We start from the raw sequence: 13414 nt of genomic DNA on the forward strand, positions 1-13414 counted from the left end.
CGTACAAGATGATCATTGTTAGAGCCACCAGTCCAATCGCCTCCTCCCAACATAACATTTATGTCTACACGTAAACTACTTCCTTGCTCCCCTGTATGCCATTTAGTCACTGGATAACAACCGGACAAATATTGCCACACATAACCGCAACCATCCTCACAACCAATATGCGAAATCATCCGTCTATTGTTTGTATCAACGTGTCCTCCAGACGTCTTAAGAGAAGGCGCTTGATTGCCGACAATACTGGTTGCTTGATTACTTCCATACATGCATGGCGAAAACTCATCACTCGTCAAAAATCTCTTATTAACAAACCAAAAATCAAATGCATGATCCGCATAGCTACGATTGGTCGTAATCGGAACACCATATGCCGACTTTGCATTTACACCTGTCCCTGATTGAAGATAAATATCAACCCAAATATTATGCCACGGATTGTAAACCATCCCTTCTGGACTACTACGCAGGCGGTGATTTAAACACCAAACAGAATTGGGCAAAACATCCCCCGCTTGATAACCTGATAAGAGATGACCTTCAATCTCACCAACATCCGCACAAAGCGTATGAAATCCACCGATCTTTAGAGAATTCTTCTCTGTATAGCCATCAGAAACCGTCGGATTTTGCGAAAAAGAACTGTATATCTCACTCTCATGATCTTCTCGAGTGAGATATATATAATAATCCTTTCCTGCTTCGAGATCTCCTTGAAAAAAAATCCTTCCACGCCTTGGAACGCGGTAAAAGAGGTACCTACCCCCAAATTCTCACCACCATGATAAAAACGAAAACATGCCCCTTTATTGATCACAATACCTTTTCTATTTGTCGGATTGGCTTCCAGAATTCTGTGAGGCTGATCAAAACGCACATTCTCTAAAAAATAAGTGGAAAGAAAACCTACTGTTGCCTTGTTTGTGAGCTGATCAACCATTAGATTCAACGTCTCATCCGCTTGAATAAAGAAGGACACTATTTTGACTCCCTCCATCATTCGTGCTTTTTGTTCAACTAACTCTTTAAGAATGGGTAGGATGCTTTGATGATCGCTTTTGCAAAGATTTTCTTGTTTGTTGACGTTTTCTTTCATTCTCAAAATGAGTTATCATGACCCGTTCCTTCTTGCTCGTATTGCTTAGACCAAAAGTATCATTGTCCATAAATTGCTGATATCCAGCTATCATGAGATCGGTTAGGAACGAGTCACTTTTCGGAGGTTGTGTAAAATAAATCCCCTTTGAATCCTGCAATTTATATCGAAAACCTGCTTTTTTCATGCACTCATATACTGAAGCAAATTCACTTGCATACGAATTCATATCACTAGAAGAAGCATAAACCGGTTTCCAACCACATTTTAAAAGTGATTGTTCGATTACAGCCCGATCTGCTCTAGGCTTTTCCCATAAAACCAAAGTCGATGGGGGAGGATTGCCTAATTGACATCCAGCTGTACTTAAGAGAGCCATGCTGCTCAATAGTTTTAAGATTTTTTTCATTTTTCCCCTCCTCCATAGTTTTTTCCAAAAACTCTTGTAAGAAGATGTGAATTTCAAACCAAGAGCTTTCTCCACCTTTTCAATCTGTAGATTATCAGCCGCATTTTCTTCAGTACGAAAATTGATAATATCATCATTATATTTATTAACTTTATCAATTAATACTGCAACATCATCTAAGGTATAGGTTTTCATAAATCTTCCCCTGCATACTCTTTAATTCTTTTACAGAGAAATTCATAAAAATTACTTGCGTAATATTGGGGATCATCAAGTGGAAACTTAAGATAGAGCGGGCACTCTCCATCCCGAAATTGAGTATAATCAAAGTAAAAGGTTTCACCAAAATCAGTTGTGCAGATAACAAGTTGTTTGGGATTCGTAAAGCCATCTCTTCTATCGAGCAAATTTCGGTAAACAATATCACCAGCAGGAATACCAGCACAGATTTCATAAATACTGAATATTTCTTCACCTCCAACTTCTCCGCCTCCATAATTTTTTAAAAAACCCTTATAGGAAGAGGTAAATTGTAAATCGAGAGTATTCTCAGCCGTTTTAATCCTTACATCATCAGGGGCATTATCTTTAGTACCAAAATTAATAGCATGACTATGCATATCAATATATTGTGCAACATCCGATAAAGTATAACTTTTCATAAATTTTTCTCCATAAGTCACAGCGTGTTTTTACTAATAATTAGTGTTTCTACTGATCAATATTTCTCTACCATAGCCAATGGAATTGGGATTACATTGATAGAATCATAAGGGATATTTTCTTGAAGGAGCTCTTTTCTCATCTGTGTCTGTAAAATCATCTCGCATTTACAATATATGATATAATTAAAGGGGATGATCATTAAAGCTTAGAGAGCGCCTTTTAGTGTCATTACTTCAATATTTGCAATAATTACTTTTTCTTTTTTCCTGCTTAGGAGACTTTTTTTGAAATCCAACAAATAACTTTTTTGATAAAATTTGTCTTTGGCTTCATATAAGCAACCAAACTCTTGTCTTGATAAAATGAGTAGAGAACTTCAGCGAGAGGACTATCTTGTTCTTGTGTTATAGGATATAACATAATAGGCCTACAATCGACTCCAATAGGAGCTCTTCCTGATACCATTCTTTCCACATTTGTACCTGCTACTATCTGTCCTTTTTCTTTCCAAGAAGAAACTGTTTCAGGCTCAAACAGTTCATCTTCCGGATAAACTTTTTGACCTTTAAATTCCACAGGCTCTGCTGCCCCCATACTTTTTTTCTTTATCCATTTCATGATTCATAATCCCCTCGATTTTTTTTCAAAATAATCAATGTATTCTGTGTTCTAAATAGACTTAATACACTCTCCTTCCAAGAGCGAGATTATTCCTCGCTAGAAAACTCTGAGTGATTATCGAAATCCTTTTGCCACCTGTTTAATCAAAGCGTAGCTCACTTGCTTCACCTTTGCTACTTCTTTTGCTAAAGCTAATGCACGCTCAAGGTGGGTTTTGTTGATGCTCTCGTCAAAGCCTAGGTGATCACCTGCTGTAAAACTTTTCTGATAAGATTGCAAGGCTTCAACATCACCCAATAAAGCAAGAGCGCCAAGATGAAGTAAAGCATAATCCTTATTGTCTGTTTTGGACTTTGCATCCTGTTGCCAAGGAGCTCTACCATAATCAGAGCGTAGCCTTTTAGAAAAGTCAATGTCTTTGACTGACCATTCTAGCGCATCATCAAGTGCTTGCTTTAAGCGATCCGCAGTGACTTCTGGTTCAAAGATTTCTAACCCCTTTGCTTCAAAATTAAGCTGTATGTCTGGAATATCTTCTGTGTGGGTAGGATCAATGAATTTGCAAGCGGTGGAAAGAATGCCCGTGCTAATCATAAAGGCGCTATCAAATTGCGGGTAATCTTTGGCAATTTCATCGTTATAAAGAATATCTACTTCACGATCGGCCAATTGATAGCTTGCCATATGGTCATTCTCATTGATTTTCTCGGTTGACCAGCCTAGACTTTTTAAAAGTGCTGTTGCACTTTCCATAGTGAGACGATCATCAGTGTCATCTGCTTCATCCACTTCCTCTGCCACTTCAACAGAAGTTGTTTTAGAAGCAACAGATGCTGTTTGCGGATCCAAGCTTAAAATCGGAGCGTTTTTCGGAAAACCTGCTCGATAACCCCGTGCAAGAGTGAGGAGATTATCAATTCTATATTTTGAGATTTCTTCCACAAAACCTAAAGGATTTCCCTTTCTAAAATTCTCCTTATAAGATTTGAGCTTTTCAACATCCCCAATCAAAACAAGCGCAATAAGGTGACGCGCTACAAGATCAAGTTCACTGTCTGGGGGAAAAGCTACATAATCATAGATGATTTGATTCACATTTTGCCGATCAGCCCATTCAAGAATATCCGCACTGATCTGTTTCAGCTTGCCTTCATCCAATTCAGTACTAGAAACTGTATAAACTTCTTCTGCTTCTTTGATGGCTATATATTGAGGCATATTATAGAAAATTTCTCTATGAGCAGTGGAAAAACCAAGTGTTGAAAGGGAAGCCTTAAATACAACAATCGGCTCTTCTTCATCACTTTGAAGGTTATACATTATATTGATGATACGGTCTTTACTTACAAAATAAGCATTGCGATTGTAGTTTTTATCACGATAAACTGTCCAACCCATTTCTTTTAATTGCTCTGTAACTTTATTGAAAGTAATCAAAACTTGTGGACTAAGATGTGCTTCTGCTGCCTCTCGCTCATTAAGGATTTTCAGATGTCTTTCAGCAAATTCAACAGCGTGATTAACATACCCCTCCAGTTCTTCATCAAGATTTTGCAAATGCTCAGGAATCTTATCCTCTGCGATAGAATCTTGATAGGATTTTAAGACATCAATTTGACCTGTCAATGCTAAACAAGCCAAATGCCAAATCACAGCTGGATAATAGCTATATTTTTGGATAAGCGTTTTGCTTTCTATTGATGCTTGTAAATCTTGGGCACGTGCCCATTGTATTATCCGCTCAGAGATTTTTGTCAACTCTTGCTCATTCAATATCTCTACACAAATATCAATTCCTTTATCAACCCCACGAAAATTCTCTCCTCCAATCGTATTAAAAGATCGATAAATATCCGTAGGTCGTACAAGATTACGTTGTCTACAAAAATGAATATACAAGCAAGCCAAAGAAATCTCTTCATTAGATATTTCAGCTTCGAGATGAACATTATACTGATCATAGAGATGTACAAAGCCAAAATCTAACTTAATAAAACGATCCGGCAAAACCAACCACATTTTCCCAAGCTCTGTGGCAAACCACCCTTGAATTTTAAAAATGCGAGTTGCTGCTGTAAGAATCATCGACCACTGTTTAGGTTTTTTACGCGCTAAAATGTCATCTAACTCCCCGTTTTTATAAGCTTGCGCAAAAAGAATGAGGCGCTCAATCCACCCTATTGTTTTGTAATCTGCAAATTCTGGTACATGTAATTGGGGTGTAAACTTAGAACTTTTTAAAGCCTCAATATCACCAAGTAATGCTTCTGCAACAGCAGAATGATTAGCAGCTTCTTCATGTAATTTTTTTTCAATATCTTGTGCTTGCGCCCAAGCAATAACCCTATTTAAAGATTCCTTAACATGGCTTTCTGAGAGATCTAAAGCTGTAACATCGAAATCCTCTTTCGCAGAAAACAGCGTATCTTCATACTTATCCTGTGATACTTCACCACTAGCATATTCGCAAGAAAGGCAATAAGGAGCAGTGGTAAGATCAGCTGATAACCGAAATTTTCCACCCTCCTCTCCATAATCTACAACATCATAACTAATGCCTACAATGCGATCGGGAAAATGATAATGCGCAAAGGTATCCCCCACTTCATCACGATAAGGCTCCCAGCCCAGTCTTTTTAAAATCTCTGTGACATCTTTGGTTTGCATCGTCATTACCCCCCAGCATGTTCCATAATTCTTTTACAGAGAAATTCATAAAAATTACTTGCATAATACTGGGGATCGCTAGGTGGAAATCTAAGATAGAGCGGGCACTCACCATCCTGAAACTGAGTATAATCAAAGTAAAAGGTTTCACCAAAATCTGTTCTATTGATAACAAGCTGCTGTGGTTTTGCTAAACCATTTTTTATATCTGTTAAGTGATAATAAACAATATCATCACTACGAGCAATTTCAAAATTTGTATTATAAACACTTAATATTTCCTCACCACAGATCTCCGCTCTTCTATAATTCTTCAAAAAACTTTTGTAGGAGGATGTGAATTGCAATTTAAGAATCCCCTCTGCTTTTTCAATTAGTACATCATCAACTGCTTCATCTGTAGAGCCAAAATCGATACTATCGCTATATTTATCAACTAGTACTGCAACATCAGCTAAGGTATAGGTTTTCATAGATGATCCCCCTAAAAGTGATTAACAATTCTTGCATTTTTGAAAACAAAAAAGGATGACGGCTTTAACAGTGTATTTCAAAAGGAAACCGCCCGACAAAAGCGTCATTCCAAATTAGCTATAATTCTTTTACAGAGGAATTCATAGAAATTATTTGCATAACATTGTCATATTTGTTATGAGAAAGACCCTGTCCATTGGGGCGAACAATATCAATCAGCGGCACATCATTGCCGGCTTTCCCCACCGTGGGGCGGAAAACAGAGCCAACCCCATCAGCTGCTTTAATCCCTTGGCTCTCTTGTGCAACAGGACTTCGCGCTCCAAGCGCTTGTGCTTGCAACAACAAAGGCTGAAAAGCTAAGCAAAAACTTAAAACAAGTGAAAGCCCCTTATGGATCCCTCGCTGCAAAACACAAAGAACGCGCTTTCCTCGCTTGTATCCATATCCCAATTTATGCTTTTGATTTTTCAATCCCCGCATCTTCAGCTCCTCATAAAATTCTTTATCTTTAAAAAAAACAACCCAAAGGGATGTAAACAGCGCAGCGATATTTTTACCGCCCCTTTGCTCTAAAATCTCAATAATGCCCGCACTTGAAATAACCCTGTCGCATTTCCCTTTTCTCGCACTGTCGATTGGGTTAAAATATTCGAATAAGACACATCAACATCCGTAATGTCTCCGGTTGCATGGAAACCAAGAGTTGCCCCAACGAGACTCCCGCCAAAGCTGTTTTTGCTTACATCATTGGCCACGGCTCCCAGATCAAGCGCCATATAAGGGGAAAATTGGCTCATAAATTTACGCCCCATGTTCGAAGAAAAACCTGGCAACAACAGCGACAATTCATTGCGCCAAAACGCCCCATTATTGCCATAATAAATCGCCTCACGCACTCCGCGCACAGAGGAACTGCCACCAAGCGATATTTGCTCTGAACTAAACAACGTGTCGGGTGATAATTGTCCTGAAAACAGTGTGTTATAGCGAAAGTTATACTGGTGAAGCGAAAAAGGACGCACGTAGCCTAGAGAAAAAGACAATTTGGAAAATTGCCCTTTGGGTGAATTTTTTGTTGCATTCTCTTGCTCTTTATCATCATAAGCGCCAAGAATTGCCAAACCTTTATGAAACCCTATATGCGCGCTTAATTCTCCTCCAAGCCACTTGCGCGAATGATCAAGCTCAAAGGTTGCAATAGCCAATTTACGGCTGGAAACATCAACCCGACTGCCCATAATAAAATTATCAGAATATTTCCATGTCAACCGTCCCGTAAGCCAGGTCTTTCCCTCTTGATCACGGTCAATAACCCGTGAAATCCATGGCGTCAGCGATAAAGACTTACCCGCAGTCATAATATCGGAAAATATCCCCTTAACACTTGAATGATATTGGCTCCACGTCCCATCAAAACCTGTTGTCCAAGTGTCATAGGGAAGAGAAAATGATCCCGTTAGAGTATCACTATTGGGGCGCTTGTGAGAAAAATGATACGGACTACCATCCATAGAACGCTGATAGCTAAACGACCATTGATCATTGATCCCTAACAGATCATCAAAAGAAAGGCTCAAGCGCGTTTGATAAATTCCTGTTGCTTTAGCGCCAAGATTATCGCTGGAAAGCGTAATAAGCCAAGGTTTCTGTTTTTCAATATGAACATCGAGTATCGAACCACCCGAATTGCTCCCCGCACCAAGATTAATGGTGGCTTGGCGTGAGAAAAGCCGATTGATTTGATCAAGCCCTTGCTCTATCTGGCGCAGATTGGTCGGCTTCCCAATAAGGTTTGGAAAAGCCGTGGTGATTTCTCCTTGAGATTTCCTTCCAACTTTATGCCCATCAAGGGTAATATCTTCCATCACACCTTCAACTACAACAATCTTGAGATGACCGTGCAGGCAGAGTAAAATAGGCTTAAAATTTGCCAACAGTTAGAGGAATTAGTGTCTAAAAAATTCTGCTAATGAGGTTTATTTTGCTTTTCCTTGACTTTTAAGCCACGCTAGCATGTCTGAATCCACACGCACAGTTAGCAACAGTTTTCGTTGGTTTATAGAATGGATTGAGAACGGCGTTTTTCCAGAACGCATCATTGAGTGACGAAATATCTCTATGATCAATTGTACTGTCCGGCATTACAGCCAGTTTATCAACTTCAACTCTCTGTTTATCTGTCAAAGGTGATAAGTTACCTACCTCAATTTCATAACGAACTTTCTTCTTTATAACGTTTCCTTTCTTTCAAGTTGGCTCGCCGTGCTGAAATAATACGGATTCCCTCTATGCCATCTTTATCGTCATAGACAATATGCGCTACGAAGAAGAATAAAAAACCATCCATGAGCCCTAAAGCTTGCTAACCATACTCTCCGTTTTCAATACGATCTTGTTTAGCTATGGAGAATGGGTCCGAAAAAACACATGCAGCTTTCTAAGATTATTTTTTGTTTTAGCTTCATCCCATGCAAATCTTATTTTTATACCTTATATTAACACATTTATAAGGGTATTATGTACATCAAGAGTTTTAAATGAACACTGAATTATCAATGTTTTTGTACAATTAATATAATTTAATACTTTAAAAATTAGTGATTAATTAACTGAAAATATAAAAAATAATAAATAATCCTAAGGCGTTATGCATATAATATGCAAATCGAATAAAACTTACAAGCATGTTGAATAAAATGATATTAATTGACTATTTAGGGGTCTGCTCCTGAAAGCAAAAAATAAATTTTGGTGCCGAAATATTCAACTTTCGTATGGCTACCTTTGAGAGCTATACAGATAAAAATACCAATAAAAAGTAAATAAAACAGAATGGTATTCCGTGGTGCTTTTTAATCCACATACATTTGGCAAAAATTGTTCTTCAGTACAGAACTACCCCTTTTTAAGAATGAATGAGAGGAGCGATTTTTTTAATGGTCAACGCTACAAAGGATGCAATCAGCACTTTCAAGAAACCACCAGCCAAAAAACCTAATGAACTTATTAAAACCGTCAGCAAAGGAACCTGAGTCATATAAGCTACCCATGGTATTCCAAAAGAATAAACTATCCCAATGCCGCCCACAGTATTTATCACAAATAATATTATAAAATTTAACCGCTGCCAAAACAATTCTACCATAAAACCAATAAAAAATGCAGCAAATGGAAAACTAATCAGATAACCACTCGTAACTCCTGAAAAAACACTAATTCCACCACGACCACCAGGCAATAGAGGTAACCCAATCGCAATAAGAACAAGGAAAAGAAGTGATGCTAAAGCTCCCCTTTTCGCTCCAAGTATAGAGCCTGCTAACATCGGAGCCATAGACTGAGCTGTAATAGGGACACCCAGCAAAAAAGGAAAATAAATAGGAGGAAAAAGACTCAAAACAGCGTAAATAGCGGCAAATAAAGCAATATAAACTAAATCTTTTGTATTCACTGAATTATTCCTTCACTATGAAAAAACTTTTGTTATTGTTTTATAATTAATAAGTTGTATAATTAATAAAAAGTATCAGATTTATAAAAGTACACTTTAAATGCCTTAGATATAGAGAAAAATACTATAATAATTTATTTTAATAATATCACTTATATAAATCACATTAGATTCTACAATGTTTAATTACATTATAGATTACTATGGTTAAATTCAGTAAACTTATTGTGATGCATGAATATCATATAATAACAGCATAACAAAATAATACATTTATTTTAGCTTGTTCTTATTATGCTTTGAATGAATGAGAGGAACAGATCTTTTAATCGCGAGTGCAACAAAGGATGCAATCAACACTTTTAAACAATCGCCTATCAAAAAACCTGATGAAGCCATTAAAACCTTCAGTAAAGAGACTTTGGTCATATACGCTGTCCATGGAACACCAAAAGAATAAACTATCCCAATGCCACCAACAGTATTTATCACAAATAATGTTATAAAATTTAACCGCTTCCAAAACAATTCTACCATTAAACCAATAAAAAATGCAGCAAATGGAAAACCTATTAAGTAACCACTTGCAATCCCTGAAAAGACACTGATCCCACCGCGACCACCAGGTAACAGAGGTAATCCAATCGCAACAAGAATAAGAAAAAGGAGTGACGCTAAAGCACCCCTTTTTGCCCCAAGAATAGACCCTGCTAGCATCGGTCCCATCGATTGAGCTGTAATAGGTACCCCTAGAAGAAAAGGAAGATAAATAGAAGGGAAAAGTCCCAAAATAGCATAAATAGCGGCAAATAAAGCAATATAAACTAAATCTTTTGTATTCATTTGATTCTTCTTTCACTATAAAAAACTTTGATTATTATGAGATGCTGTATCAATGGTATCAGCATCATAAGAACGCGCTTCCAATGCTTCAGCCACTTCTGAAGCCATTCTTATGGTTCGTATAATTAAAGGTATCGCAAGAGCGACAATGTTAGTATTAAGTCCCCGTGCTTGCTGTGCTTCATGTACCTCATTAAACTTTTCACTCAAAAGAGGAATAAACCTGATCGCCATAGAGATAACCATACTCACTTTTGATGGATTTATACCAAAACAGCAAAAAGGCTGAAGCCCGACTTCAATTGCATCCACCATATCTGAAACTTTTGTTGTGAATGAAACAAGTGATGATAAAGAAAAGAGGATAACAAGACGTAATATGACCTCAACCCCCGTAAGCCAACCGCTAAAAATAGTTTGAAATACAAATAAAAGAACTAAAAGCAATCCCATCGATTTAAATTGCTTTATCGCAGTTTTGAAAGGGACCTTGGCGACTCTATAGAATAAGATGACCAACAACAAAAATAACCCAAGAAGCGCTATGGAAGAAACCATTATTATAAAAGTTCCACACGCCGCAAGAAATAATAACTTAACTCCAGGACTTAACCTATGAATAAACGTATCCCTTGGAATATATAAACCGATCATGACATTCTTCTTATATACTCCTTGATAGCAACAAAAGGTACATCATCAATTGCTATCTCCCCCTTATCAAAAACCAGCACTCTATCAAACTTTTTCAAAAACTCCAAATCATGCGATACAACTATTGCCGTTTGTGGTAATTCTTCTATCACTTGCGTAACGCGATGCTTATTTCGCAAATCAAGTAATGTCGTCGGCTCATCAAAAATAATGTAGTCTGGTTTCATTGCAACTACACCGGAAATAGCAACGAGTTGTTTTTGCCCACCACTTAATAAATGGACAGCGTGATTTCTGAAGTCTTGAAGTTCATAGCGCTGTAAAATTTCATCTACACGCTCCTTAATTTCATCTTTACTAAGCTTTAAATTTTTGAGACCAAATGATAAGTCCTCTTCAACTAATGGTAAAACAATCTGATTATCGGGATTCTGAAATACAAATCCAACTTTACGCTTTACTGCTTTTGCATCGCGCTTGGTATCAAGCCCATCAACGCTTACAAAACCGTGAGATGGTAATTGGAGTCCATTAATAAGACGAACAAATGTACTTTTTCCAGAACCATTCGCACCTATAACAGCAATTCGTTTTTCGGTAAGCTGTACAGTAATATTTTTTAAAACACACAAATCACCAAAAACTTGTGTTACCTCATCAAATTTTATAGTCCCCAAGATTTATTCCAATCAATCCCTTTTATTAGCTCTTCTTTCTCTATCGTTTCAGTTTATAACCTAAAAGTAATAATAAGCACCATAGAGGAATAATAATGACTGCCAAACTCATATCAGGCATCTGTACAGGAATATATGTTTCAAGAAAAGGCACGCTTATTCCTATCATATCAAAAAGTCGAGTCATCAATCCATTTTGCCCAAAACCACTGATAAACATAATGCAAAATAATAAAGCAAGAAAGCAGAGACAAAGATAGTTAGCGTAAGGATATAAACCAAACGCATAAGTAAAGTCGCCTTTTTTGTTCTTATGTGCATTGCGAAATTTCAAATGAACAATAACAATAATAGCCCAAGTAATCACTGCTGCTGCAGTTGCAAGAGCCATGATCCGCATGAAACTATTATCAGGAACAAGAGCATTAACAACGACAATCAACACCGTACAGAATGATGAAAAAAGGATAGCAATATAAGGAACACGAGCAGCACTCAGTTTACTAAAAATATGTGGTGCATTTTTTTGTACAGCTAAACTATAAAGCATACGTCCATTAGAATAAATGCCACTATTGTAAACAGAAATAGCAGCCATAATCACCACAAAATTCAAAATATGACCAGCAGCAGGAATTCCTATAGTCTCGAAAATTGTAACAAAAGGACTACCATTTTTTCCAATCATATTCCAAGGGCTGATTATCATAATAACGCTGATAGAACCAATATAAAAAATTATAATTCTCCACATAACTTGACGGATAGCCGCTGGAATTGTTTTTTGTGGATCAGATGCCTCTCCAGCAGCAATACCAATAAGCTCTGTTCCTCCAAAAGAAAACATTACTACAGAAGTCGCTAAAACAACCCCTACTGCTCCATAAGGGAAGAAACCGCCATGGTCCCAAAGATAATGAATATTCGCTTGATTTTCCCCTAGTCCAGTGACAATGAGAAAAATTCCCAAAATAATCATACCAATAACAGCAGCCACTTTGATCAAAGCGCAAGCAAATTCAAATTCTCCATAAAAACGAACATTAAACAAGTTAATGAATGTAACAAATAAAAGAACAACGAAAGATGCCTTCCAGTGATCAATCAAAATCCAATGATCAAGGTAAAACCCTATCACTGTAAGTTCAGCCATGCTCACAAGAATATAAAGAAACCAATAATTCCAACCTGTTATGAAACCAGCTAATCTCCCCCAATATTTATAAGCAAAAAAACTAAATGCTCCTGAAGACGGTTCTTCTACTGACATTTCACCAAGCATTCGCATAATGAAATACATAATAAGCCCGCCGACAAGATAAGATAAAATGACTGAGGGACCAGCTAATTGAATTGCCTCGGTTGATCCATAAAAAAGTCCCGTCCCAATAACGCCACCCAAAGCAATCATTTGAATATGGCGATTTTGAAGGCTACGCTTCAATTCATTGTGCTTTTTTTCAAACATCATGCCTCATTACTTTTGTTGAACCTAACCTCAACTTTTATCGAAAAATTAGGCACCTTTTTCAAAAAACACAAAACAAACGTAAACCTATTTTCTTATCATAATGCAACTCCTTATTTTTTTGTGCATTATACATATGCCCCGTTGAAGTTTTAAGAAAAAATATGCTCCACTATTTATTTAAATTAATGTCCTTCATTTTCGTTACACTAACCATTATAGCATTGGTCATTGATAACGCACACTCTGTAATCACATCACATTGGACAACAACCCCCTTTAATAAAATTTTAATAAACCTTCTGCAAACAGATGTCTACCACCTTAATCAATCTCTATGCAAAGTAATGCCTGATTTTCTGTCTTCAATTTGCATTACTCT

Annotated in this window: 12 protein-coding genes and 3 pseudogenes; all 15 read right to left on the minus strand. The window is 37.1% G+C overall.

Features of this window, described 5'->3' with window-relative positions; genetic code table 11:
* Positions 1 to 686: pseudogene (locus ACFIKY_RS02585) on the minus strand (hypothetical protein); the annotation flags it as partial.
* Positions 590 to 982, minus strand: a complete 393-nt coding sequence (locus ACFIKY_RS02590; RefSeq protein ID WP_375661374.1) for a hypothetical protein — start codon at positions 980 to 982, stop codon at positions 590 to 592. The gene ACFIKY_RS02590 and the pseudogene ACFIKY_RS02585, both read right to left, overlap by 97 nt.
* A gap of 46 nt (positions 983 to 1028) precedes the next feature.
* Positions 1029 to 1508, minus strand: coding sequence for a hypothetical protein (locus ACFIKY_RS02595; RefSeq protein ID WP_375636038.1), 480 nt, complete (start codon positions 1506 to 1508; stop codon positions 1029 to 1031).
* A gap of 191 nt (positions 1509 to 1699) precedes the next feature.
* A complete protein-coding gene (locus ACFIKY_RS02600; protein WP_375620541.1) occupies positions 1700 to 2170 on the minus strand; it encodes an SMI1/KNR4 family protein in 471 nt (156 codons plus the stop codon).
* Between the two features lie 274 nt (positions 2171 to 2444).
* A complete protein-coding gene (locus tag ACFIKY_RS02605; RefSeq protein WP_375635934.1) occupies positions 2445 to 2792 on the minus strand; it encodes an HNH/ENDO VII family nuclease in 348 nt (115 codons plus the stop codon).
* An 89-nt stretch (positions 2793 to 2881) separates the two neighbouring features.
* Positions 2882 to 5462: pseudogene (locus tag ACFIKY_RS02610) on the minus strand (DUF6990 domain-containing protein).
* A gap of 5 nt (positions 5463 to 5467) precedes the next feature.
* Positions 5468 to 5935 carry an SMI1/KNR4 family protein gene (locus tag ACFIKY_RS02615; protein ID WP_375661375.1) on the minus strand — a complete coding sequence of 156 codons (468 nt, stop codon included), beginning with the start codon at positions 5933 to 5935 and terminating at the stop codon, positions 5468 to 5470.
* Positions 5936 to 6056: 121 nt separating this feature from the next.
* Positions 6057 to 6419 (minus strand): annotated as a pseudogene (locus tag ACFIKY_RS02620) (hypothetical protein); the annotation flags it as partial.
* 89 nt (positions 6420 to 6508) lie between these two features.
* Entirely contained in the window at positions 6509 to 7873 is a 1365-nt protein-coding gene (locus ACFIKY_RS02625) for a ShlB/FhaC/HecB family hemolysin secretion/activation protein (protein ID WP_375661376.1), read from the minus strand.
* 275 nt (positions 7874 to 8148) lie between these two features.
* Entirely contained in the window at positions 8149 to 8286 is a 138-nt protein-coding gene (locus ACFIKY_RS02630) for a hypothetical protein (RefSeq protein WP_375661378.1), read from the minus strand.
* A gap of 558 nt (positions 8287 to 8844) precedes the next feature.
* Entirely contained in the window at positions 8845 to 9390 is a 546-nt protein-coding gene (locus tag ACFIKY_RS02635) for a biotin transporter BioY (RefSeq protein ID WP_375635938.1), read from the minus strand.
* A gap of 273 nt (positions 9391 to 9663) precedes the next feature.
* Positions 9664 to 10233 carry a biotin transporter BioY gene (locus ACFIKY_RS02640; RefSeq protein ID WP_375635939.1) on the minus strand — a complete coding sequence of 190 codons (570 nt, stop codon included), beginning with the start codon at positions 10231 to 10233 and terminating at the stop codon, positions 9664 to 9666.
* A gap of 15 nt (positions 10234 to 10248) precedes the next feature.
* The gene (locus tag ACFIKY_RS02645; RefSeq protein WP_375635940.1) at positions 10249 to 10887 is read right to left on the minus strand and encodes an energy-coupling factor transporter transmembrane component T family protein; all 639 of its coding nucleotides are present in this window, start codon (positions 10885 to 10887) and stop codon (positions 10249 to 10251) included.
* A complete protein-coding gene (locus ACFIKY_RS02650) occupies positions 10884 to 11564 on the minus strand; it encodes an energy-coupling factor ABC transporter ATP-binding protein (protein WP_375635941.1) in 681 nt (226 codons plus the stop codon). The genes ACFIKY_RS02645 and ACFIKY_RS02650 overlap by 4 nt, the downstream gene beginning before the upstream one ends.
* Positions 11565 to 11604: 40 nt before the next feature.
* Positions 11605 to 13032: an amino acid permease gene (locus ACFIKY_RS02655; protein ID WP_375636039.1), complete on the minus strand. Its 1428-nt coding sequence runs from the start codon at positions 13030 to 13032 to the stop codon at positions 11605 to 11607.
* Between the last annotated feature and the right edge of the window lie 382 nt (positions 13033 to 13414).

Origin of the sequence: Bartonella sp. CR127HXZ (assembly GCF_042194555.1) — a bacterium.
GTDB classification, from domain to species: domain Bacteria; phylum Pseudomonadota; class Alphaproteobacteria; order Rhizobiales; family Rhizobiaceae; genus Bartonella; species Bartonella grahamii.